Source organism: Vulgatibacter sp., assembly GCF_041687135.1.
Classification (GTDB): Bacteria; Myxococcota; Myxococcia; order Myxococcales; family Vulgatibacteraceae; genus JAWLCN01.
Genome location: NZ_JAWLCN010000009.1, coordinates 13,156 through 34,789 on the forward strand (window position 1 = coordinate 13,156; position 21,634 = coordinate 34,789).

Consider the following 21,634-nt stretch of genomic DNA (forward strand, 5'->3'; position numbering starts at 1 on the left):
CAACCCTCACCCCGCCCCCGGCTGCTCGAGCCCGTCGCCGCGACCTATCCCGCGGAGGCGTTGGCCGCACGAACCGAGGGCACGGTGGTGCTGCTTCTCACCATCGCCGCAGACGGCTCGGTGCAGGCGGCAGAGGTGGTCGAGTCGGCAGGTGCAGCGCTCGACGAGGCGGCGCGGGCGGCCGCCGTGCAGCTGCGCTTCGCCCCGGCCACACGCGACGGCGTCCCCGTCGCCGCACGCATCCGCTACCCCTACACCTTCGAGCTGCCGCCGCTGGCGGCCACCGACACCGTTCCCCCCGCTGTGGAGCAGGCCCAGCCCCCTGCCACCGAAGAGGCGATCGAGGTGACGGTCGAGGGCAAGTCCGACGCCAAGCAGCTGCGTGAATCCGCGCGGGCGGTGCAGGTGGTCGAGACGGAGCAGGCAAAGCGCGAGACGGCAGATCTCGGCGAGGTCCTCGCCCGCACCCAGGGCGTGGGCGTGCGCCGCGAGGGCGGCCTCGGCTCGATCACCCGCGTCTCGCTCAACGGCTTCGGCGACGACCAGATCCGCTTCTTCCTCGACGGCGTGCCGCTGGAGCTGGCGGGCTTCCCCTTCGGCATGGCCAACGTGCCGGTGAACCTCGTGGAGCGTGTGGAAGTCTACCGGGGCGTGGTGCCGATCCGCTTCGGCGCGGACGCCCTCGGCGGCGCGTTCAACCTCGTCTCCGCGCCGCTGGAGCTGGGCACCCACGGCTCGGCGTCGTACCAGCTGGGATCGTGGGGTACCCACCGCGTCACCGCCGCAGCGAGCCACCTCCACGAACCCACCGGCCTCGTTGCCCGTGCGAGCGGCTTCTTCGACGTCGCCGAGAACGACTACCCGGTCGCCGCGCGGGAATCGGGCCCGGGCCTCGGCGCCTCGATGCCGGCCTGGGAGCGCTACCACGACGGCTACCGCGCCACCGGCGGCACCGTCGAGGCCGGCTTCGTCGACCGCCCGTGGGCGCGGCGGCTCCTCGTGCGTGCGTCGCTGGCGGATTACGACAAGGAGCTGCAGCACAACGCGGTGATGACCCGGCCCTTCGGCGAGGTCGTCTACGGGGGCACCACCGTCGGCGCCTCACTGCGCTACGAGCAGCCCCTCGGCGCCGGGGTGACGATGGAGCTGCTCGCCGGGCATACGTGGGGCGAGCTCTACCTGCAGGACCTCGCCACCTGCGTCTACCTCTGGGACGGCAGCTGCCTCGAGCCCAACGGGCAGAGCCGCCCCGGCGAAATCGACGCGGGCCTGCAGGACGACGTCTGGACCGATCGCAACAGCTACGGGCGGCTCAACCTGGGCTGGCAGATCCACCCCGACCACCAGCTGCGCTTCAGCGCCTCGCCCACCTTCTTCACCCGCACCGGCGACGACCGCCTCGACCAGCCGGGCCAGCGCGATCCGCTCGCTGCCGAGCGCCACGTCTTCACGCTGGTGAGCGGCGTCGAATACGAGATCGATCTCTTCGGTGGCCGGCTCGACAACATCGTCTTCCTGAAGGACTACCGGCAGGCGCTGCGCTCCGAGGAGCGCCTGCAGTCCGGCCTCTACGCCCGCCGCGACGTCGACCTCCACCGGACCGGCGTCGGCGACTCGATCCGCTACCGCTTCGCCGACGGGCTCTACGGCAAGGCCTCCTGGGAGTGGGCGACGCGACTGCCCAGCCCTCACGAGCTCTTCGGCAACGGCGTGCTCATCGACGCCAACCTCCGCCTGCAGCCGGAGACGAGCCACAACTTCAACCTCGGCCTCACCGTCGACGGCTACGACACCGCGCTCGGCGCGCTGCGGGCCGACGTCAACGGATTCCTCCGCGACGCCGACAACCTGATCGTCATCCTCGGCCAGGACATCCGGCTGCAGTACCAGAACGTCTTCGCGGCGCGCTCGCTCGGGGTGGAGGCCGCTGCCGGCTGGACCTCGCCCGGCGGCCACCTCGTCCTCGACGGCAACCTCACCTTCCTCGACATGCGCAACGTCGGCGAGGAGGGAACCTTCTCGCAGCAGGCGGGCGACCGGATCCCGAACCAGCCCTGGTTCTTCGCCAACGTCGCCGCGCGGGTGCAGGCCGAACGGCTCGCCCAGCGCGAGGACCGCGCGGCGCTGGTGTGGAACACGCGTTACGTCGGCGAGTTCTTCCGCAAGTGGGAGAGCAACGGCAGCATCGACTCCAAGGCCGTCATTCCCACCCAGCTCGTGCACGCGCTGGCGCTCGTCTACGAGATGGAGGCGCCGATCGGCACGGTGAGCTTCACCGGCGAGGTGCAGAACCTCGGCGACGCCGCCGTCTTCGACGCCTACGGCGCGCAGCGGCCGGGCCGCTCCCTCTACTTCAAGACCACCGCCACCTTCTGACGACAGGGCGCCCCCGCGTCCCATCCCCCGTGAAAGGAAACGCCATGAAGAAGATCGCAGCCATCTCGCTGCTGGGCGCCAGCCTGGCCCTCACCGCCTGCGGCACCGAGGAAGAGGACGCGCCGCTCGCAGGCTCCTACGTGCTCGGCTCCGTCGTCATCGACGCCGACGGCACCCGAACCACCTACGTGCAGACCGTCGAATCGCTCGAGGACGGACTCTTCACCAACGAGAACGCCATCGAGATGCCGGGCAACGGCGTGCTCATGGCCGGCGGCGAGCACCTCTTCGTCGGCCTCGCCGAGGAGCCCACCTGGATCCGCTACACGCTCCAGGAGGGCGGGGGCATCGCGCGCACCGGCGAGCTCAGCCTGCTCGAGTACGGCGCCCGCTACATCGACTACGGCTACGCCTACGTCGACGCGGAGCACGCCGTCTCGGTGATCAGCTCTCCGCCGCTCGCCGTGATCTGGAACCCCACCACCATGGAGGTCCGCGGCACCGTCGGCCTCGAACACCTGAAGCACGAGGGCTACGACCTCGAGGTGTGGACCACCGTGGCGCACGACGGCCTCGTCTACATCCCCGGCCGTGGCTCCGACTGGGTGGGCGGACGCATCCTCGACGGCGTCGCCGTCGCCATCCTCGATCCCCGCAAGATGGATCTCGTCGGCACGGCGCAGGACGACCGCTGCAACAGCGGCGGCAGGATCGTCTTCGACGAGGCGGGCTACGGCTACGTGATGGGCGACGGTCGCAATTACTGCCACCAGATGTTCGCCACCGCCCGCGACGAGCAGGAGATCGCCGAGAATTGCATCCTGCGCATCGCCCCCGGCGCGACCGACTTCGAGGCGGACTACTTCCACACCGTCAAGTCGATCACCGGCGGCTACGAGTCGATCGGGGAGTTCGAGACCGCGCAGCAGGGCTCCGGGATCGCCTTCTCCAAGATCTTCTACCCGGAGCGGCTCCCGGCCGAGGTGAAGCCCGTCGACTTCACCTTCTGGGGCCACCCCGTCCACAAGACCTGGCGGATCGTGCTCGGCGACACGCCGTCCGCGCAGGAGGTCGAGGGGGTTCCCTTCTCCGTGATCGGCTTCGGCGGCTCGGGCTTCGAGGGCAAGCTCTACAGCGGTGAGAGCGCCGACGGCAGCACGAGCGACGTCTACGAGATCGATCCCGCGACCAACCAGGCGTCGCTGAAGTTCCGGATGGACGGCTACTTCAACGGCCTCTACGAGCTGAAGCGCTGAAGCGGAGCGTGCGTCCGATGCGAGCCTCTTCGATCAAAGCCTGGTTTCTGGTCCACAAGTGGACCAGCCTCGTCTGTACGCTCTTCATGCTGCTGCTCTGCGTGACGGGGTTGCCGCTCATCTTCGCGCACGAGATCGATCACCTGCTCGAGCGGAGCATCGAGCCGCCCGAGCTGGCTCCCACTGACGCACGCATCCGCGCCCGGGCGGACGTCGACGCGATCGTCGCCGACGCCTCCGCCCGCCGTCCCTCCGACGCGGTGAAGTTCCTGGTGGCCGATCCGGAGGAGCCCGAATTCTGGTTCGTCACCATGGGCGAGCGCCTCGAGGCGCCGGAGGCGTCGGCCTTCTACTTCTACGACGCCCGCACCGGCGATTTCCTCCACGAATACCCGCTGGGCGAGGGCGTGATGAACCTCCTCCTCCGGCTCCACGTGGACATGTTCGCCGGCCTGCCGGGCACGCTCTTCCTCGGCTTCATGGGGCTGCTGCTGGTGGTGGCGATCGTCTCGGGCGTCGTGCTCTACGGCCCCTACATGACCAGGCTGCGCTTCGGCACCATCCGCCGGGAGCGATCGCCGCGCCTGAAGTGGCTCGACCTCCACAACATGCTCGGCATCGTCACCCTGGTGTGGCTTTCCGTGGTGGGTCTCACCGGCGTGATCAACACGCTCTCGATCCCGATCTTCGGCCAGTGGCAGAACACCCAGCTGGTGGAGATGGCGGCGCCCTACTCGCTGCCGACGAGGGCGGGGACGCGGCGCCCTTCTCCGCGGCGCGTGCGGTCGAGGCAGCCCAGGGGGCGGCGCCGGAGATGCGCCTCAGCTTCATGGCCTTTCCTGGCACGGGCTTCGCCACCGAGCGCCACTTCGTCGCCTTCATGCAGGGCGCCACGCCCTTCACCTCCAAGCTGCTCCTGCCGCTCCTCATCGACGGCAAGACCGGCGAGGTGCTCGAGCAGCGGGAGCTGCCCTGGTACGTGAGCGCACTTCTCCTGTCGCAGCCGCTCCACTTCGGCGACTACGGCGGCATGCCGCTCAAGGTGATCTGGGCGCTGCTCGATCTGCTCGCCATCGCGGTCCTGGTGAGCGGCGTCTACCTGTGGATCAAGCGCCGGCGCGTCACCTTCGAGGAGTGGTGGAAGGGCGCTGCCGGCGAGAAGGCGGTGGCCCCGTGAGCCGGCAGACTTCGATGCAGATCTGGGGCATGCCGCTGCTCCTCGGTGGTGCGAGCGTGCTGGGGCTCGTGGTCGCGCTCCTCGGTGACGGCCTGGCCGATGCCACCTCGTGGCTTGCGCTGGGCGCGCCGGCGCTGATCGGCTGCTGGTTTCCATTCCGCCGGACGGGGGCGAGGACGGGGGCGGCGGAGCCGACCGCACGGCCGTCGGGGGAGCCGGGGGCGGGACCGCCTGCCGCCCCCGGGCTCTGAGCGGGCCGGAGCGCCGCGGCGCTACTGGTTGCATGCGAGGTCGAAGCGCAGCGTCGGCGCCGCATCGAAGGTGCAGACCGTCTGGAACTCACTCTCGCAGTGCATGTCGGTGACCGTGCTGCCCCCAGGACAGCTGATCTCCACGCGGACGCGGAACTCGTGCGTCTGCATCGGATCGTCGGGCAGCAGATCGCTGTTCTCGGAGACGGTCGCCACACAGGACGCCGGAACGCAGTCGAGGGTTCCAGCCGCGAGGCCGTCGCTGTTCTGGAGCAGCAGCCCGACGTGGTTGAGGTCGTCCGCCACGTTGTAGAGCTGGTAGGTGCCGGCGCCGACGTAGTTGCGGAGACGGAACCACACCTCGCTGGCGTCGTCGCCCGCACCGTCCATGGCGATGCCGACCACCAGGTCCGGTTTGCTCGTGCCGTCGCCGTAGCCGTCGGCGTAGCAGCTCACCTGCTCGGTGCGGCCCTGGATGTTGGTGACGAGAGCGTAGTCCTTCTCGCCGATCGGATCGTGGCAGGAGAGCCGCGAGTCGACCTCGACCTCGGCGCAGAACGACGAGGCACAGTTGGGCGCGATCGGGTCCTGGTTCTCGTCCAGGGGCTTCTTGCTGCTGCTGTTCGAATCGGAGCCGCCGCACGCGCCGAGGAGGAGGGCGGCGAGGGGGAGGAGAAGACGGGTCATGGGTCGCAACCTTGCTGGATGTGGGAACTGCGGGATCCCAGCGTGCTGCAACCGGCGTCACTGGAGCGTGACACGGATCGTCAGGCGATGAGGTGCGGCGCCGCGCGCTCCGGTGCGCCGCCGGCCTGCCACTGCGCGGCGATCGCGGTCGGATCGGCGCCCAACCTCTCGAGCTCGCGGGCGATGCAGCGGTGGAGGTGCTCGGCGATCGCCTGCGGGAGCCCGGCGCGGATAACGTCGCAGACGAGGTCGTGGACGATCCGGTTCCCCTGGAGGAACTGGGCGGCCTCGAGCTCGGCCCACGCCTCCGCCAGATCGATCGGCCGCACGCCCAGGACCGCCGCCGCCAGCTCGGCGCTGAGCTGATCGGTGGCCAGCGCTGCGACCTGGGCGAGCTGCACCGCCGTCCCGGTGAGCTTGCCGAGCCGTGCGCGGATGAGCCGTTCCAGGTTCGCCGGGGGGACGTCGCGACCGGCCGCCCGGCGGTCGAGCGCGCTCTTCGCCATCTCGAGGACCAGCGCCGGCAACCCGCCCGCCAGCCCGATCCCCTCGATCCGCTCCAGCCCCAGCGCACCCACGAGGGCCTCGACCGAGGTCGTGTCGAGCGGGGGCAGCTCGATCGACTCGGCGATCCCCGCGTCGACCAGCTGCTCCATCGAGCGCTGCAGGGGTGGGGGGAGCTGGCCGGTGCGATAGGTGAGGATCGGGCGAAAGCCGAGATCCCGGTTCGAGAAGAGGTAGTGGCCCACCTCGGCGCTCCAGGGATCACAGAATTGGAGATCGTCGACCACCAGGGCGACGCCTTCGCCGTGGCGACCCTCGCACGCTGCCGCTCGGCGCAGCAGCTCGGCCTGGGCCTCCAGGAAGTGCAGCCTGTCGTCGGAGCCCTGCAGCGGCGGTGGCCGGCGGTCGGGTGACGCGAGCGCGGGGAGCATGCGGGAGAGCTCGCGGCGGGCCCAGTCCGGAAGCGCCAGGTCCGGCCACCTGGTGAAGACCTGGCGCACCGCCCTTGCCTGGGAGGCGAACGGGACGTCCGCGTCGCCGGGCCGGCTTTCGATCACCAGGGCAACGCCCTTCGACCGCGCGAAGTCGAGAGCGAGGCGGCTCTTGCCGACCCCTGCTGCTCCGCCGAGGAAGATCGTCCGCCCGGCGCTCCAGGCTGCCTCGAGCCGGGCCCAGTCGCGCTCCCTGCCGACGAGCCCCGGGGGGTGCAGGGTCGCTGCCGGGAAGCGGCGGGGCGCCTCGGGGACGGGCGCGTCCCCCACGCCGATGGCGTGGGCGAGCCGCCGCGTCTCCTCGGCGGGCGCGACGCCGAGCTCTCGCTCGAGCCGCTGCTCGCAGTCGCGGAAGACCCGCAGCGCAGCGGCGCGATCGTCCAGCGCGAGGTGCAGCCGCATGAGCCGTCGCACGCATCGCTCGGAGAGGGGATCGAGCGCGGCTGCCTGCTCCGCCCGACGCAGGGCTCCCGCCAGATCGCCCATGCGCTCGAGCTGTTCGCCGTCTGCGTCGAGGCTCGTGAGCTGCAGGCGCACCAGGCGTTCGCGCGCCGCCGCGAGCCATTCGGAGAGCTCGAGGCAGTCGTCGAACTCGTAGCAGCCGAGGAGCTCTGGGGAGAGTTCGACGTGGACGGCAGGGAGCAGGCGCAGCGGCTCGCCCTGGCCGACGAGCTCACCTCCGGCCTGCTTGCGCAGGCGCGAGAGCAGCTGGCGCAGGTTGGCGCGCGCACGTTGCTCGGAGGAGTCGGCCCAGAGGAGGCCGGCCACCTTCGATCGGGTCATCGGCCCATCGGTAGCGAGGAGCGCGAGAAACGCAGCGGTCTTGCGCTCCAATTGCAGCACGCCGCCCCCGTCGGTCACCAGCTGCGCGGTGGCGTGGAGGCGTAGGGTCCAGGCAGGGTCCGGTCGGCGCTGCATCGCGGCCCGAGCCTACCAGCTGCCCGGGCCCGACGGCAGTCGCGTGTACATGTCCTTACGCGTGCGTGTCGGCAGGCGCCTGGTCGAACGAGGGCATGTAGGGAGTCGCCGGCTCGCTCATCTCGCGCAGCGAGCGGAAGCCTTCGCGGAGCTCGCGCACGAAGAGCTCGGGCTGCTCCCAGGCGGCAAAGTGTCCGCCCCTGTCGAGCCGGTTGTAATGGATGAGATTGGGATACGCCTGCTCGGCCCAACTCCGCGGCGCCTGGTACAGCTCGTCGGGGAAGATGCTCATCGCCACGGGCAGCGAGATGTCCTTGCGGCCGAAGAAGGGCCCCTTGTTCTCCCAATAGAGACGGGCCGCGGAGATCGCCGTGTTGGTCAGCCAGAAGAATGTGATGTTGTCGAGGACGTCGTCTTTGCTGAGCCCCCGGCGCTCCCCGGCGAACGTCTCGGAGATCAGTTGCAGGCTGGCGTCGTCGTGGTCGATGAGGAATGCCGCAAGGCCGATCGGTGAGTCGGCCAGTCCCGTCAATGTTTGCGGGCGCGTGCCCATCATCAGCGCGTAGGCGAGGTGCTTGCCATAGAAGAAGGCGAGCTGCTCACACGCTCGCCTCTCCTCGTCGGAAAGGCCGGACGGCAGCGGCTCACCTTTCATCAGCCTCGCGTTGATGTCGGCCGGAACCGTCCCGGGCATGTTGGTGTGGATGCCAATCAGCCCTGGAGGAGCCAGCTCCCCCATCAGCTCCGTAACCTGCGCGCCCCAGTCACCGCCCTGGGCCACGTACCGCGTGTAGCCGAGTCGCTGCATGAGCTCGGCCCAGGCGCGCGCCATGCGGACGGGGTCCCATCCCGGCGCAGTGGGCTTGCCCGAGAATCCGTAGCCGGGCATCGACGGGATGACCAGATGGAACGCCTCCGAAGCGCTCCCGCCGTACGCGGTGGGATCGGTGAGTGGTCCGACGATCTTGAGCTGCTCGATGACCGAGCCGGGCCATCCGTGCGTCACGATCATTGGCAGAGCGTCTTCGTGCTTCGAGCGCACGTGCACGAAGTGGATGTCCAGCCCGTCGATCGTCGTGATGAAGTGCGGCACCGCCTTGAGCCTCGCCTCGCACTTCCGCCAGTCGTAGTCGGACGCCCAATAGCGGGCCAGCGCCTGGATCGTGGCGAGCGGTGTGCCCTGCGTCTGATCGTCGACCGACTCTTTGTCCGGCCATCGTGTCGCGCGGATGCGGCTTCGCAGCTCCTCGAGCTCCGCCTCCGGAAAATCGAACGTGAACTGCCGAATCGCCGACTCGGCACGTGAGGCGGACATCTCGACCTCCTGCTTGCTCACAGACGTCTGGAGCCGAAAAGGGACCGCACCGAACCTGGTGCCAGCCGTGACGTCCGGCAACGGTCGCGAGACTTCCGATGAACGCCGAAGGTGCGGTGCGGGCTGATCGATATGGCGGCGCTCGCCGCCGCACTTCCCGCGCCTGACGCGCCACCCTACCGTGTCGCGCAAGGGGGTACCGCCATGCAGCCGACATCCACCAGCCATCCGATTGCGGAAGGGCCCGGCACCGTCTCGGATGCGCCGAGCCTTCCCGATGGCTTCACCGACACCTTCACGAGCCGCTTCGTCGACGTTGGCGAGGTGCGCCTGCACGCAGTCGTCGGCGGCGAGGGGCCGCCGCTGCTGCTGGTCCACGGCTGGCCGGAGAGTTGGTACGCGTGGCGCTTGCTCATGCCGGCGCTGGCCCGGGATTTCGAAGTCATCGCGGTCGACCAGCGCGGGATGGGGCTCTCGGACAAGCCTGCAGGTGGCTACGATACCGGGACCCTCGCCCGTGACATGATTGGACTGATGGAAGCCCTCGGTCACCAGCGTTTCGCTGCGGTCGGGCATGATACCGGCTTCGCCATCTGCTACGCGCTTGCCGCCGATTGGCCGGACCGGGTCGAGCGAGTGGTCCTGGCCGAGATCCCGGGCTCCCCCGGGGCCTCTCCCTCACCGCCGATCTTCGTCCCCGGGCCGATCAACGATCGCCTGTGGCACCTGCCGTTCAACCGGATCGAGAAGCTGAACGAACAACTGGTCGCGGGACGGGAGGAGCTCTTCTTCCGCTGGGAGTTCGACGCAGCCGCGAAGAAGCTGCCCGACGAGGTCATTCGTTATTACGTGCGCGGCCTCTCGGATCCCGACGCCCTGCGCGGCAGCTTCGGGTGGTACCGGGCGCTCGATACGACCATCGCGCAGGACGGCGAGCGCAAGGCGAGGCGGTTGCGCATGCCGGTCCTGGCGGTTGGCGGCGAGGCGAGCTTCGGCGAGATGGTCGCGGGTGCGCTCCGACTCGTCGCAGACGACGTGCACGGCCTCGTGATCCCCGGCGCGGGTCACTTCGTGGCCGAGGAAGCACCCGACGAGATGCTGGCGGCGCTCGGCACCTTCCTCGCTCCTTATCGCGACGCCGCACAGGCCGAGAGCGGGGCCCTGCGTGAGCAAGGCCCCTGAGGCGCCACCCGCGGGACCTGCTTCGCCAGGAAGGTCCCCGCCGATGGCGCGTGCAACGAGGCCTGCGGCAACCTCAGTCGACGGCCTTCAGAATCAGGAAGGCGCAGAGAAAGCCCAATACGGCGAAGAGGCCGGTGAATGGCTGTGCATCCTCGGCGGCCTCGGGGATCATCGACTCTGCGAGCATCGCCAGCACGCCGCCTGCCGCGAAGGCCAGGATGGTCGCCAGGACCGCCGGGGGCGCGCCGCCCAGCAGGAGCAGGCCCGCGCCGGACGCCAGGCCCCCGCTCACGGGAATCCCGGTCCAGACGCCGAAGATGTAGCGCGTCGACCGGCGCGCCTTCAGCATGCCGGAGGCGCTCGAGAGTCCCTGCGGGATGTTGGCGAGAAAGAAGCCTGCCACCAGTCCGATCCCGGTCCTCTCGCCCCCCAGCAACGACAGGCCGATGACGAGCGACTCGGGGATGCCGTCGAGCACGGCGCCGAGCGCGATCGCTCGTCCGCTGCCCGGATGCTGTGACTCCGTCGGTTGCTGCACGCACCCGCCGCATCGGTTGCGGTGCCTCGCACCCGCCCGTGACAAGCGCCAATTCGCCGAGCAGAAGACGACGGCACCCGCCAGGAAGCCTGCCGTTGCTGCTGCAGGACCTCCCCGTCGGAAGGCGGCCTCCATGAGGTCGACCGAGAGCTGCGCGATCAGGACGCCGCCGCCGAAGCTCATCGTCCCGGCGATGACTCGATGGGGAAGACGGCCGGACAGCGAGACGGCCGCCACGGCTCCGAGCAGGAGCCCAGAACCCGCGATCAGTCCCCATGCCACGGCCTGTCCGAGGAGCGGCAACTTTTTCCTCCCAAGCGTTCGGATCCGACGAGCATGGTGCAGAGCGAACGAGTTCGGCAATCGGCCCGGCCACGCTGTTCGGGGGGCCTGGTGGCAGGCCGCTCCCGCTTCGCGGGCGTCGAGCGCAGACGAGTCCCGATGGCACCGTGGTGCTTCGGACCTACTGTGTCTCGAGGGGCGCGTGACGCCAGTGCGGAATCACCGGACGGCATGAGCCTGGAACGAGGGGGGGCGGCGCGATGGACGACGACAGGCGGCAGAAGGACCCGGAGCTCGAAAAGCGGCTCACGCCGCTGCAGTACCAGGTGACGCAGGAGGGGGCCACGGAGCCTCGCTTCCGGAATCCATTCTGGAAGCACACGGAGGCAGGCCTGTACGTGGACGTCGTTTCGGGCGAGCCGCTGTTCAGCTCGCTGGACAAATTCGACTCGCACAGCGGCTGGCCGAGCTTCACGCAACCCTTGTCCCGGCAGGCTGTGCGCGAGCGGACCGACCGGTCGCACGGGATGATCCGCGCTGAGGTGCGCTCCACCCAGGCCGACTCCCACCTCGGGCATGTTTTTGCCGACGGGCCTTCCCCGACGGGGATGCGCTACTGCATCAACTCGGCGGCGCTGCGGTTCGTCCCCAGGGACAGACTCGAGGCGGAGGGATACGGCGAGTGGGCGAAGCGCTTCGAGGACGCGAAGCCCAGCGTCGAGCAGGAGGAGGTCGCCGTGCTCGCCGGCGGTTGTTTCTGGGGCGTGGAGGAGCTGCTGCGCGCGCTGCCGGGGGTCATCGATACCGAAGTCGGATATGCCGGCGGCAGCACCACGGCTCCGAAGTACGACGACGTGACGACGGGGCGCACCGGACACGCGGAAGCGGTCCAGGTGGTCTTCGACCCCTCGAAGCTGACCTACGAAGCGCTGCTCCGATTCTTCTTCCGCATCCACGATCCCACCACGAGGAATCGGCAGGGGAACGATGCAGGCTCGCAGTACCGCTCGAGCATCTTCGTCTTCGACGACGACCAGCGTGTGGTGGCGGAGCGGGTGAAGGCCGAGGTCGAGCGCTCCGGAAAATGGGATAACCCGATCGTCACGGAGATCGTCGCGCACGGAAGCTTCTATCCGGCCGAAGCCGACCACCAGGACTACCTGCGCAAGAATCCCGGCGGGTACACCTGCCACTACGTCCGCGACTGACGCGCCGGCAGCGTCGCACCGTCGATCGAAAGCCCGGCCTGCCCACCGTGCCGCGGGTGCATCGTCTCGCGCATCCGGACCGCGACCAGCAGCCCCGAGCCGAAGGTGAGCAGCGCCACCGTCCACATCGCCGCCGGCACGCCCAGCGCGTCGGCGACCAGGCCGGCGAGGAGCGCGCCGACGGCATAGCCGAGGTCACGCCAGAGCCGGTAGACGCCGACGGAGGAGGCCCGCCACGACGGGTGCGCCACGTCGCCGATGGCGGCGAGCAGGGTGGGGTAGACCATCGCGGTGCCCAGGCCGAGCAGCACCCCGCCGGCGGCGAAGCCGGCGAACGACGCCGACAGCACCGTCACCGCGATCCCGATCGCCTGCACCCACATGCCGGCGGCGATGAGCCACTTGCGGCCCACCCGATCCGACAGGGCGCCGGTGAAGATCTGGGCGATGCCCCAGGTGGCAGGGTAGATCGCTGCGAGCAGGCCGATCCGCTCGAGGTCCATCTGCGCCGCGGCGAAGAAGAGCGGGAAGAGGCCCCACGCCATGCCGTCGTTCAGGTTGTTGACGAGCCCCGCCTGGCTGACGCTGGAGAGGTTGCGGTCGAGTAGCGAGGTTCGCAGGAATATCGCCCGCTGGGTGGGCATGCCACCTGCTGGCAGATCGCCATGGAGCTTTGCCTCGGCGGCGACGTGGTGCTTCGTCTCACGCACCGCGAGCACGGAGAGCGCGAGTCCCAGGACGACGAAGCCCACGCCGAGGAAGAACGGCTCTGGGCGCAGGCCGTATTGCGCGGCGACCAAGCCGGTGGCCAGCGCGCTGGCGGCAACGGCGAAGTAGCCGGCGAATTCGTTGAGCCCCATGGCGAGGCCCCGCTTCGCGGGCCCCACCAGGTCGATCTTCATGATCACGGTCGTCGACCAGGTGAGGCCCTGGCTCACGCCGAGGAGCGCGTTGGCGAAGAGAACCCACGACCAGCTCGGCGCCCACATCAGCAGGAAGGGAACGGGCGCCGCCACCAGCCAGCCCCCGACGAGCACGTGCTTGCGGCCGAAGCGATCGGAGAGCCGGCCCGCGAGATAGTTGGTGAAGGCCTTGGTCACGCCGAAGACGACGATGAACGAGAGCACGGCAGTCTTCGCGGCGAGCTGGAACTCCTCCTCGGCGATCGGCGGGAGGATGGTGCGCTCCATCCCGACCATGGCGCCGACGAAGGCGTTGACCAGCACGAGCAGCGAGAACTGCCCGATGTTCTCCCGCAGGCCGAGCCGAACCTGGCTCATCGCGCGGCTCCCTCGCCGGTGGCGACACGCCAGCCACGCGCCCGCCAGTCGACGACGCCCTCTTCCATCCGCCTGGCGCGAAAACCCTTCTTCCGCAGGAGCGCGACGGCCTCGACGGCCATCACGCAATAGGGGCCGCGGCAATAGGCGACGATCTCGCGGTCGTTCGGCAGCTCCCCGAGGCGCTTGTGCAACTCGGCGAGCGGCAGCGAGATCGCGCCGGGGACGTGGCCGGCGCGGAACTCCTCCGGTGGGCGCACGTCGACGACGGTCACCTCGCCTCGTTTGATCCGACGGCGCAGCTCCTCGCCCTCGATCGGCTCCATCGCGTCCCCGGCCCCGAGAACGTCGCGGGTGATCTGCTCCACCTCGGCGAGGCGCGCCTCCGCCAACGACCGGAGCGCGACGAAGAAGCGTCCGACTTCGGCGTCCGCCAGGCGGTACTCGACGTAGAGCCCCTTCTTCTCGGTTTCGACCAGGCGCGCGGCCCGCAGGACCTGCAGGTGCTGCGAGGCGTTGGCGAGCGAGAGGTCGGCCTGCTCGGCGAGCGCCTCCACCGTCCGCGGGCCCTGGCTGAGCACGTCGATCAGCTGCAACCGCTTGGGTGCCGAGATCGCCTTCCCGATCCGCGCGAACTGCTCGTAGATCGCGTCCTTGTGGGGGTTCTTGGGTCGCGTCATTGGTCAAGTAATATAGCAATCGATTGAATGGTCAAGACTGGGTGCGATCGCCGTGCAACACCTCGTCCAATCCGCAGGCTCAGCCGAGGGGATAGAAGGCGCCGAGGATCCCGCCGTAGACGAGGTGGCTGAGGAGCACGGAGACGGGCGTGCGCATCCCGTAGTGGCGGCCGAGAAAGCCGGGCGGCTCGAGATGCCGGACCACCGTCGGCCCCCGGGTTTCACTCGCCATCCGCGGGTGGATCCCCGGCAGCGCGGGGAAAGCCACCGCAATCACGAAGGCGCCATGGACGAAGCCGACGGTGGCGCCCCACCACCAGGTCGCTACGCCGAGTTGGTGGAAAGCCAGCACGTAGACGAGCGAGAAGACCCAGCCGTTCACCAGGTGCATGACGATGCCGAGCACCTTGGCCTTGTCTCGGCTCGGCGTGACCATCGTGCCCAGCAGGTAGGGGAGGTTCATGCGGGTGAGGTTCGCCGCCTGGCTGCCGGCCATCAGCGTGGTGAGAACCACGGTGGCGGCAAATCCCCAGATCAGCCATGCGCCGACGTTCACCGTGCCACCTCCGCTGCCCTGCGTGCGGTCTGGCGGCGCCGCTCCTCGATGGCGAGCGCCGCGCTGATCAGGCCGATGTGCGAGAACGCCTGGGGGAAGTTGCCGAGGAGCTCGCCACTGCGCGGCTCGATCTCCTCGGAGAGGAGGCCCAGGTCGTTGGCAAAGCGAGCCGCCATGGCGAACATCTGCTCCGCTGCCTGCAGGCTGCCGCCCCCGCGCGCCAGGTACTCGGCGAACCAGAACGAGCAGATGGCGAAGGCGCCCTCCCCGGCCTCGATGCTCTGGTCGTAGCGGTAGAGGAGTCCGGGGGCAGGCGAGAGGCGCTCGAGCAACGCAGCGGCTGTCCCGCGCATCCGCTCGGAGCGCGCGTCCTCGAAGCCGTACCAGCTGAAGAGCAGGCTGCTCGCATCGAGGCGGCTTCCGCCCAGGGTCTGCACGTAGCTGCCGAGGCTCGGACTCCACGCCCGGCCCCGGATCGTGGCAGCGAGCTGGTCCCGGTTCTGCCGAAAGCGCTCCACCGGCAGGCGCCGGAGCGAACCACGGTCCTGCAACTCGAGCAGTCGCTCGAGCGCCACCCAGCAGAGGACCTTCGAGTGGCTGTAGTGCTGCAGCGGCTCGCGCGGCTCCCAGATCCCGCTGTCCGGCCGCTCCCAGTTCCTGCAGACGAAGCTGCCGAAGTCTCCCAGCATGCGGTTGGTTTCGCCGTCGACCTCTCGGCCGATCCGCACCAGCTGCGCCACGGCGTCGATCACCTCGCCGTAGGAATCGAGCTGCAGCTGGTCGGATGCGCCGTTGTTGATCCGGACCGGCCTCGAGCCCCGAAAGCCTGCCCACGGAAGCTCGTATTCGGCGGGAGGCTCACGTCCGTACAGATCGTAGAGCACCTTCATCTCGGGGCGGGTGAGGCGCGTGGCGTGCAGCATCCAGCTCACGAAAGCGTCCGCCTCGGCCTCGTAGCCGAGCGAGAGCAGCGCGCGGACGGTGAGCGACGCGTCGCGGACCCAGCAGAACCGGTAATCCCAGTTGAGGTCGCCGCCGAGGCGCTCAGGCAAGGACGTGGTGCCTGCAGCAGCGATGGCCCCGGAGGGCGCGAAGGTGAGGAGCTTCACGGCGAGCGCGCTGCGCAGCACGAGCGCCCGCCAGGGGCCGTCGTAGCGCATCCGGCCCGCCCAGGTGCGCCACCAGGTGGTCGTCAGCGCGAGCGCGTCTTCGGCAAACGATTCGGGAGGAGGCAGGACTGCGGGGGCCTCGGAGGCCCAGGTGAGCAGGAAGCAGCACTGCTCCCCGGGGCGCAGCACCAGCCGCGCTCGCTCGCCATCTGCGACCAGCGTCCTGTCGCTCTGGAGGACGAGGAGACCTCCGCCCGCTTCCACGCGGCGCATCGAGCCTTCGCCGCGTGTCCACCGGGGCGCCTTGCCGTAGGCCGGTCGAGGGGCGAACTCGACGATCACCTCCAGCGGGCCCCGTCCGCAGCGCACCCGCCGGACGAGTGCGTGCTCGGGCCAGAGGCGTCGGCGCTTCTCGGCCTCCGTCGCAGCCGCCATCCAATCGGTCACCTCCAGGGCGCCGTCCGGCCCCTCCCAGTCGGTCTGCAGCACGTTCGTTTCGGGGAGGTAGCGCCGGCGCGGTTGGAGCGCGCCGGCGGGACGGATGCTCCAGTGGCCCGCCGCCGGGTCGAGGAGGCTCGCAAAGAGGCTGGGGCTGTCCAGCCTCGGCCAGCAGAGCCAGTCGATCGAACCCGTGCGCGAAACGAGCGCCAGGCTGCGCCCGTCGCCGATGGGCGCGTAGTCGGCAATCCGAGCGTCGCTCATAGCTGCTTCAATCGGTGCGCATGCACGGCGAATTGCACCAGGCTGCGTGCGGTCGAGCGGCCGCGGCCGGTCCTGCAATGCGGCCCTCTGGCAAACCTCGCCAAGGCTCGCTATCGCTGTGGACATGAGCACGATGAACATCTCGCTGCCCGACGCCCTGAAGGCTTTCGTCGGCGAGCAGGTTGCCGAGCGTGGATATGGCAGCAGCAGCGAGTACGTCCGCGAGCGGATTCGGAAGGATCAGGAGCGCCAGCAACTGCGCCGCCTATTGCTCGAGGGGGCGGCATCCGTGCTGTCGTCCCCTGCGGATGCTGCCTGGTTCGAGCAGCTTCGGGGCCGGGTCCGCGGACGCGGAGACGAGTGAGGCCCAGGCCGGTCGTTCCGCGCGCAGCGGTCACCAGGGATATCCAGCACATCATCGAGCGCTACCTCGATGATGCGCCCGGCGCCATAGCGATGCGGTTCAACCAGCCGCCGGGCGGTGCTCCGGGGCTGCTCGGGCACTTCACGCGCTGCGCCGCGAGAGCCCCTGCCCGCGGATCTGCTCCACGAGGAAGTCGACCACCCGCTCGAAGGGATCGAAGCCGAACGCCGCTGCGATCGAGGGCCGGAGGTTCGAGTTGGCGTTGATGTCGTAGAAGATCCGCCGGCCGTCGCCGGTCTCCAGGTACTCGATGCCGCCTACGTCGAGGCCGCCCGCCTCCATGATCCGGCGCCCCATCTCCACCGCTTCGGCAGGAACCTCGGGGTAGGGGTAGAACTCGACGGGCTTCGCCGGCGCCGCGGGGATCTCGCAGGCGCTCACGCCATCCGGCGAGTCGGGGTTGCAGACCGGCGCGGGGCAGAGGTTGAACCTGCCGTGCGAGACGACGCGCATGGCGTAGAGCAGCCTGCCACCGAGGAACTCCATTCGCACGATGCCGCGCGCGGGATCGGTGGGGAAGTACTCCTGCAGCAGGAGCAGGTTGTCGGGGAGCCACAGATCGGGCTGCGCCTCGAGCAGCCGCTCCAGCTGATCGAGCGATTCGATCAGGTGCATGCGGGCCCCGCTGCCGCCCTGCTCCGGCTTGAGCAGCGCCGGAAAGGGCAGGGCGCTCGCGGACTGCGCGAGGGCGCCGACGTCGTTGAAGACCACCGAGCGAGGGCAGGGGATCCCGAGGCGGTGCAGCAGCGCCGCCTGGGCGCTCTTGCTCAGCTCGAGCGCGAACGCCTGCGAGCCGTTGAGCACCCGGGCCCCGGAGAGCTCGAGGGTCCGCATGAACGCGTGGGCCAGCGGCACCGCGCGGTGGTTGCCCCGCACGTAGGCGCTCGGGCTCGCCTGGTTGAAGTAGAGCGGCGCCCGGGGGGCCGCGTGATCGGCGAAGGCGGCGCGCTTCAGATCGAAGCGCTCGAAAGCCACGCCTCTGCGCTCGAGTGCCTGGAACAGGGGCTCCTGCCAGGCGGGGTGCTCGTAGAGGACGACCAGATCGGGAGAACGCGACATCGGACGAGACTCCTCGGAGCGCTACCGCAGCGCCGGAGCGAACGTAACACCGTCCGCTCGCCTGAGCCACACAAACCCTAGCGGGCTACTGGGGTATGAACTATCGGTGCCTTGCCACGGTGGGCAAGGGCGCGGGCGGGCCCCCCTCTGGCGGTCAAGATGCAAAAGATCTAAATTGCTGTTCCGAGGACATTGACCACGGCGCGCGCTCGTCCGGGCGGGTCGTGGCCCACCCTCCGCAGCGATCTCGCCGCCGAAGACCACCGCGTCCCGGGTGGTGACGGCGGTCGCATCTCGAGCACGGGTCATCCAGAGGAGTCGTTCGATGTCTGCAACCCCGAAGCTGCCGCCCCCGCTCCCCCAGCAGCCGCACGCCGCCGACACCGCGCCCCCGAAGCAGCCACTCGAAGCGCCCCGCGTCGCCAGTCTCTCGACCGCGACGCGAGCGGCGGACGAGGAGCCGGTGCTCGAGGCCGAGCCGATCGAAGCGATCGAGCCGGCCGGGCCCGACGCCACCCCGGCGCCGCCCGCCGGCCAGCGGGACGAGGCCTCCAGCACGGCGACGTCAGCGCGCCTGCGGGAGGAGCTCGCCACCGCGATCCAGCTGGCGAGGCAGCGCTATCAGTCCACGTCCGCGCGTCCTGCGACGCCGGAGCGGAAGGAGGTCGCGGGGCCGCCGAAGTCGCCGACTGCGCCGAAGTCGCCGCCCGAGCCGGCGGTGCTGGTCGGCGCCGCGAAGCCGCAGGCGAAGGAGGCGGCCCCGCCGCCGCAGGACGAGCCCAGCACCAGCGATCCGTCCCCGGTGGGCGCGCAGGCAGCACCGGCCTCCGCTGCCGCGGTCGCCGAGCCCGGCACGCTGCCGCAGGAACCGAAGCGCCCGTCGCAGCCCACCGCGACGGAGCCGAAGGGCGCTCCGCCAGCCCGGGACCGCCGGAGCAGCACCGCCATCCCCTGGCTCGCCGCCGCCGTCGCCGCCATTCTCGCCGTCGGAGGTCTCGCCGCCTTTCTCTCCGCCCGCGCCGATCTCTCGACCGAACGCGCCGCCCTCGCCGAGACCCTCGTCACCGTGGGCAGCCTGCGCGCCGACAACGCGACGCTGCAGGAGCGCATCGATGGCCTCGAAGTCGATCGGGAGAAGCTCGCCGAAGAGGCGCGGATCAAGGCCGAGGCCCTTGCCGCGATGCAAGCCACCCAGGACGAATTGCAGCAGCGGCTGCAGGCCGAGGTGAAGAAGGGCAGCGTGCTCATCTCACAGCAGCAGGGCGAGCTGGTCGTCGATCTGATCGACCAGGTGGTCTTCGATTCCGGCGAGGCGGAGCTGAACGACCAGGGCAAGGCGGTGCTCCGCCAGGTGGGCGAGACGCTGGCGCGGGTGCCGAACAAGATCATCCAGGTCTCCGGCCACACCGATCACCTGCGGATCGCCGGCAAGCTCGAGGAGCAGTTCCCGACCAATTGGGAGCTGTCGACCGCACGGGCCACCCAGGTCGTCCGCTACCTGCAGGACGAGTTGAAGATCCCCGGCAAGCGTCTGGTCGCCGCAGGCCTCGCGGAGTTCCGGCCGATCGCGCGCAACACGACGCGGGCCGGACGGAGCAAGAACCGCCGCATCGAGGTCCGCCTCCTGCCGCTGCCGGCCAGATAGCCCATCGCCCCAAACTTCATGAATTCACTCCGTGTGAATGCCACCCGGGCGTCAATTTCCTACATTCCGTCCATTCGTCCGCTGGGGTAGTGCGCACCACGCACGACGGGAACGGCGCATGAAGGAAGAAGAACTCCGCAAGCTCACGCGCGAAGTCGCAACCGGCGAGGTGCCGGCCACGCACGCCGTCGAGAAGCTGGCGTCCGAGGTCCGGCGGCTCAACGACTCGCTCCGGCTCCGCGACCAGCTCCTCGGCATGTGGCGCGAGCCGATGACCGGATCGCCGCTCGACGAGCTCTCGCGGCGCAAGCGTCCGCGGAAGTAGGCAGCCGCGCCCGCCCGCCTCAGGGCCGCTTCTCGGGGCTGGCGGTCCTCGCGGGATCGCGCACCACCGCCTCGCCCAGCACCTCGTCGATCCGCCGCATCAGCCCGTCGTCCAGCTTCACGCCAGCGGCCTTCACGTTCTCGCGCACCTGCTCGGGCCGCGTGGCGCCCACGATCGCCGCCGATACGCTGCGGTTCTGCAGCACCCACGCGATCGCGAGCTGGGCCATGGTGAGGCCCGCCTCCTGCGCGATCGGCTGGAGCTGCTGCACCCGGCCCAACAGATCGTCGGTGAGGAATTTGGCGATGAAGCGCGCGCCGTCCTCGTGGGCCGCGCGGCTGCCCACCGGCAGCGGCTGCCCGGTCCGGTACTTGCCGGTGAGTACGCCCTGCGCGATCGGCGACCAGACGATCTGCCCCAGCCCGGCCCTCTCGCTCGCGGGGATCACCTGGTCCTCGATCACCCGCCACAGCATCGAGTACTGCGGCTGGTTGCTGACGAAGGGGATCTTCAGCTCCCGGGCGAGCGGCGCCGCCGCCTCGATCTGCTCGGCCCGCCACTCCGACACGCCGACGTAGAGCGCCTTGCCCTGTCGGACGAGGTCGGCGAAGGCGAGCATCGTCTCCTCGAGTGGCGTCGCGTAGTCGTAGCGGTGTGCCTGGTAGAGGTCCACGTAGTCGGTGCGCAGCCGGCGCAGGCTGCCGTGGATCGACTCGAAGACGTGCTTGCGCGACAGGCCCCGGTCGTTCGGCCCCGGACCGGTGGGCCAGTACACTTTGGTGCAGATCTCCAGCCCCGCGCGGCGCTCCCCGGCGAGCGCCTCGCCCAGCACCTCTTCCGCCCGCGTGGCGGCATAGACGTCGGCGGTGTCGAAGGTGGTGATCCCCTCCTCGAGGGCCGCCCGCACGCAGGCGAGCGCCGCCTCCTTCTCCACCTGGGAGCCGTGGGTCAGCCAATTGCCGTAGGCGATCTCGCTCACCATCAGACCGCTTCTGCCGAGGTGCCGGTGGTTCATGGGTCCTCCCGATCGAAAGCCGGTCGCTCGCATAACTGGAAGCGCGCCCCGCTGCACGTCGAACCCGCGCCGAGCCGAGCTCCATCGAGCGACGTCGGACACTCTCGCCAGACGACGGACTTCAGGGGCCGTATCGCATGGAGAGCTGCTCGAGGAGCGCGCGGCTGGTGCGCTCGACGATCGCGAAGACCTCTTCGAAGCCTGCGTCGGCGCCGTAGAAGGGGTCGGGAACGTCGGGCGAATCCGCAGCCGGATCGAAGTGGCGGAAGAGGGCGAGGGGGGACGATCCGCCCGGCACGATCTGCCGCGCCTGCGCGAGTACCGATCGATCCATCGCGAGGACGAGGTGGTGGCGGTGCAGATCGGAGGGCGAGAGCTTGCGCCCCCGCTGTCGCGACATGTCGATCCCGTGGGCGAGGGCGGTGGCGCACATCCGCGGATCGGGCGGATCGCCGACGTGCCAGACGCCCACGCCTGCAGAAGCGATCTCGAACGCCGCCCGCAGGCCGGCCTGCGCCACCTGGTGCTTGAAGACGGCTTCGGCGAGCGGGCTGCGGCAGAGGTTGCCGTAACAGATGAAGAGGATCCGGACCGGCCCATCGAGCATGGGCCGGAGAAGGCCACAGATGGGAGGTGTTGTCAGCACGCAGGGCG

Annotated in this window: 19 protein-coding genes and 1 pseudogene; 9 read left to right on the forward strand and 11 right to left on the reverse strand. The window is 69.8% G+C overall.

The window, feature by feature from the left end; translation table 11 throughout:
- Positions 1-21: 21 nt before the first annotated feature.
- The 4 genes and pseudogenes from mxcH (at position 22) to ACESMR_RS18240 (ending at position 5,060) form a co-directional block, all read left to right on the forward strand.
- On the forward strand, positions 22-2,376 hold the full coding sequence (gene mxcH / locus ACESMR_RS18225) for a TonB-dependent siderophore myxochelin receptor MxcH (RefSeq protein WP_373048690.1): 2,355 nt from the start codon (positions 22-24) through the stop codon (positions 2,374-2,376).
- A 44-nt stretch (positions 2,377-2,420) separates the two neighbouring features.
- Entirely contained in the window at positions 2,421-3,632 is a 1,212-nt protein-coding gene (locus tag ACESMR_RS18230) for a hypothetical protein (RefSeq protein WP_373048538.1), read from the forward strand.
- Between the two features lie 86 nt (positions 3,633-3,718).
- Positions 3,719-4,809: pseudogene (locus ACESMR_RS18235) on the forward strand (PepSY-associated TM helix domain-containing protein).
- Positions 4,806-5,060 (forward strand): hypothetical protein, encoded by a 255-nt coding sequence (locus ACESMR_RS18240; RefSeq protein WP_373048539.1) that lies wholly within the window; start codon positions 4,806-4,808, stop codon positions 5,058-5,060. The pseudogene ACESMR_RS18235 and the gene ACESMR_RS18240 overlap by 4 nt, the downstream one beginning before the upstream one ends.
- A gap of 21 nt (positions 5,061-5,081) precedes the next feature.
- Here the strand turns inward: ACESMR_RS18240 and ACESMR_RS18245 are convergent, their stop codons facing one another.
- From ACESMR_RS18245 to ACESMR_RS18255, 3 genes are all read right to left on the reverse strand, one after another.
- Complete coding sequence (locus ACESMR_RS18245) at positions 5,082-5,747, reverse strand: hypothetical protein (protein ID WP_373048540.1); 666 nt, start codon at positions 5,745-5,747, stop codon at positions 5,082-5,084.
- Between the two features lie 80 nt (positions 5,748-5,827).
- A complete protein-coding gene (locus ACESMR_RS18250; RefSeq protein WP_373048541.1) occupies positions 5,828-7,660 on the reverse strand; it encodes a BTAD domain-containing putative transcriptional regulator in 1,833 nt (610 codons plus the stop codon).
- Between the two features lie 55 nt (positions 7,661-7,715).
- Positions 7,716-8,996: an epoxide hydrolase family protein gene (locus ACESMR_RS18255; RefSeq protein ID WP_373048542.1), complete on the reverse strand. Its 1,281-nt coding sequence runs from the start codon at positions 8,994-8,996 to the stop codon at positions 7,716-7,718.
- A gap of 111 nt (positions 8,997-9,107) precedes the next feature.
- Between ACESMR_RS18255 and ACESMR_RS18260 the strand changes: the two genes are divergently transcribed.
- The gene (locus ACESMR_RS18260; protein ID WP_373048543.1) at positions 9,108-10,157 is read left to right on the forward strand and encodes an alpha/beta fold hydrolase; all 1,050 of its coding nucleotides are present in this window, start codon (positions 9,108-9,110) and stop codon (positions 10,155-10,157) included.
- A gap of 73 nt (positions 10,158-10,230) precedes the next feature.
- Here the strand turns inward: ACESMR_RS18260 and ACESMR_RS18265 are convergent, their stop codons facing one another.
- Positions 10,231-10,998, reverse strand: coding sequence for a ZIP family metal transporter (locus ACESMR_RS18265; RefSeq protein WP_373048544.1), 768 nt, complete (start codon positions 10,996-10,998; stop codon positions 10,231-10,233).
- A gap of 305 nt (positions 10,999-11,303) precedes the next feature.
- Here ACESMR_RS18265 and ACESMR_RS18270 point away from each other — a divergent pair, with 305 nt between their 5' ends.
- Positions 11,304-12,185 carry a bifunctional methionine sulfoxide reductase B/A protein gene (locus ACESMR_RS18270; RefSeq protein WP_373048545.1) on the forward strand — a complete coding sequence of 294 codons (882 nt, stop codon included), beginning with the start codon at positions 11,304-11,306 and terminating at the stop codon, positions 12,183-12,185.
- Here the strand turns inward: ACESMR_RS18270 and ACESMR_RS18275 are convergent.
- From ACESMR_RS18275 to ACESMR_RS18290, 4 genes are all read right to left on the reverse strand, one after another.
- The gene (locus ACESMR_RS18275) at positions 12,170-13,465 is read right to left on the reverse strand and encodes an MFS transporter (protein ID WP_373048546.1); all 1,296 of its coding nucleotides are present in this window, start codon (positions 13,463-13,465) and stop codon (positions 12,170-12,172) included. The genes ACESMR_RS18270 and ACESMR_RS18275 overlap by 16 nt on opposite strands.
- Positions 13,462-14,145: an ArsR/SmtB family transcription factor gene (locus tag ACESMR_RS18280; RefSeq protein ID WP_373048547.1), complete on the reverse strand. Its 684-nt coding sequence runs from the start codon at positions 14,143-14,145 to the stop codon at positions 13,462-13,464. The genes ACESMR_RS18275 and ACESMR_RS18280 overlap by 4 nt, the downstream gene beginning before the upstream one ends.
- 79 nt (positions 14,146-14,224) lie before the next feature.
- The gene (locus ACESMR_RS18285) at positions 14,225-14,701 is read right to left on the reverse strand and encodes a hypothetical protein (protein ID WP_373048548.1); all 477 of its coding nucleotides are present in this window, start codon (positions 14,699-14,701) and stop codon (positions 14,225-14,227) included.
- On the reverse strand, positions 14,698-16,512 hold the full coding sequence (locus ACESMR_RS18290) for a glycoside hydrolase family 15 protein (protein ID WP_373048549.1): 1,815 nt from the start codon (positions 16,510-16,512) through the stop codon (positions 14,698-14,700). The genes ACESMR_RS18285 and ACESMR_RS18290 overlap by 4 nt, the downstream gene beginning before the upstream one ends.
- A 124-nt stretch (positions 16,513-16,636) precedes the next feature.
- Between ACESMR_RS18290 and ACESMR_RS18295 the strand changes: the two genes are divergently transcribed.
- Positions 16,637-16,876 carry a type II toxin-antitoxin system ParD family antitoxin gene (locus tag ACESMR_RS18295; protein WP_373048550.1) on the forward strand — a complete coding sequence of 80 codons (240 nt, stop codon included), beginning with the start codon at positions 16,637-16,639 and terminating at the stop codon, positions 16,874-16,876.
- 141 nt (positions 16,877-17,017) lie between these two features.
- Here ACESMR_RS18295 and ACESMR_RS18300 read toward each other — a convergent pair whose 3' ends face one another.
- Positions 17,018-17,995 carry a RimK family alpha-L-glutamate ligase gene (locus ACESMR_RS18300; protein ID WP_373048551.1) on the reverse strand — a complete coding sequence of 326 codons (978 nt, stop codon included), beginning with the start codon at positions 17,993-17,995 and terminating at the stop codon, positions 17,018-17,020.
- A gap of 325 nt (positions 17,996-18,320) precedes the next feature.
- Between ACESMR_RS18300 and ACESMR_RS18305 the strand changes: the two genes are divergently transcribed.
- Both ACESMR_RS18305 and ACESMR_RS18310 read left to right on the forward strand, forming a co-directional pair.
- Complete coding sequence (locus ACESMR_RS18305) at positions 18,321-19,640, forward strand: OmpA family protein (protein WP_373048552.1); 1,320 nt, start codon at positions 18,321-18,323, stop codon at positions 19,638-19,640.
- Positions 19,641-19,758: 118 nt separating this feature from the next.
- Positions 19,759-19,965 (forward strand): hypothetical protein, encoded by a 207-nt coding sequence (locus tag ACESMR_RS18310; RefSeq protein WP_373048553.1) that lies wholly within the window; start codon positions 19,759-19,761, stop codon positions 19,963-19,965.
- 19 nt (positions 19,966-19,984) lie between these two features.
- On the opposite strand, the gene ACESMR_RS18315 is transcribed toward ACESMR_RS18310, so the two are convergent.
- Together ACESMR_RS18315 and ACESMR_RS18320 are read right to left on the reverse strand one after the other, a co-directional pair.
- Positions 19,985-20,980 (reverse strand): aldo/keto reductase family protein, encoded by a 996-nt coding sequence (locus ACESMR_RS18315; protein WP_373048554.1) that lies wholly within the window; start codon positions 20,978-20,980, stop codon positions 19,985-19,987.
- A gap of 121 nt (positions 20,981-21,101) precedes the next feature.
- Positions 21,102-21,587, reverse strand: a complete 486-nt coding sequence (locus ACESMR_RS18320; protein ID WP_373048555.1) for a low molecular weight protein-tyrosine-phosphatase — start codon at positions 21,585-21,587, stop codon at positions 21,102-21,104.
- Between the last annotated feature and the right edge of the window lie 47 nt (positions 21,588-21,634).

Bases quoted from the DNA above. Each gene is read 5' to 3' on its own strand.
- ACESMR_RS18315 (WP_373048554.1), bottom strand. From the start codon at position 20,980: ATGAACCACCGGCACCTCGGCAGAAGCGGTCTGATGGTGAGCGAGATC.
- ACESMR_RS18320 (WP_373048555.1), bottom strand. From the start codon at position 21,587: ATGCTCGATGGGCCGGTCCGGATCCTCTTCATCTGTTACGGCAACCTC.
- ACESMR_RS18295 (WP_373048550.1), top strand. From the start codon at position 16,637: ATGAGCACGATGAACATCTCGCTGCCCGACGCCCTGAAGGCTTTCGTC.
- ACESMR_RS18275 (WP_373048546.1), bottom strand. From the start codon at position 13,465: ATGAGCCAGGTTCGGCTCGGCCTGCGGGAGAACATCGGGCAGTTCTCG.
- ACESMR_RS18280 (WP_373048547.1), bottom strand. From the start codon at position 14,145: ATGACGCGACCCAAGAACCCCCACAAGGACGCGATCTACGAGCAGTTC.
- ACESMR_RS18300 (WP_373048551.1), bottom strand. From the start codon at position 17,995: ATGTCGCGTTCTCCCGATCTGGTCGTCCTCTACGAGCACCCCGCCTGG.
- ACESMR_RS18250 (WP_373048541.1), bottom strand. From the start codon at position 7,660: ATGCAGCGCCGACCGGACCCTGCCTGGACCCTACGCCTCCACGCCACC.
- ACESMR_RS18260 (WP_373048543.1), top strand. From the start codon at position 9,108: ATGGCGGCGCTCGCCGCCGCACTTCCCGCGCCTGACGCGCCACCCTAC.
- ACESMR_RS18290 (WP_373048549.1), bottom strand. From the start codon at position 16,512: ATGAGCGACGCTCGGATTGCCGACTACGCGCCCATCGGCGACGGGCGC.
- ACESMR_RS18310 (WP_373048553.1), top strand. From the start codon at position 19,759: ATGAAGGAAGAAGAACTCCGCAAGCTCACGCGCGAAGTCGCAACCGGC.
- ACESMR_RS18245 (WP_373048540.1), bottom strand. From the start codon at position 5,747: ATGACCCGTCTTCTCCTCCCCCTCGCCGCCCTCCTCCTCGGCGCGTGC.
- ACESMR_RS18230 (WP_373048538.1), top strand. From the start codon at position 2,421: ATGAAGAAGATCGCAGCCATCTCGCTGCTGGGCGCCAGCCTGGCCCTC.
- ACESMR_RS18305 (WP_373048552.1), top strand. From the start codon at position 18,321: ATGTCTGCAACCCCGAAGCTGCCGCCCCCGCTCCCCCAGCAGCCGCAC.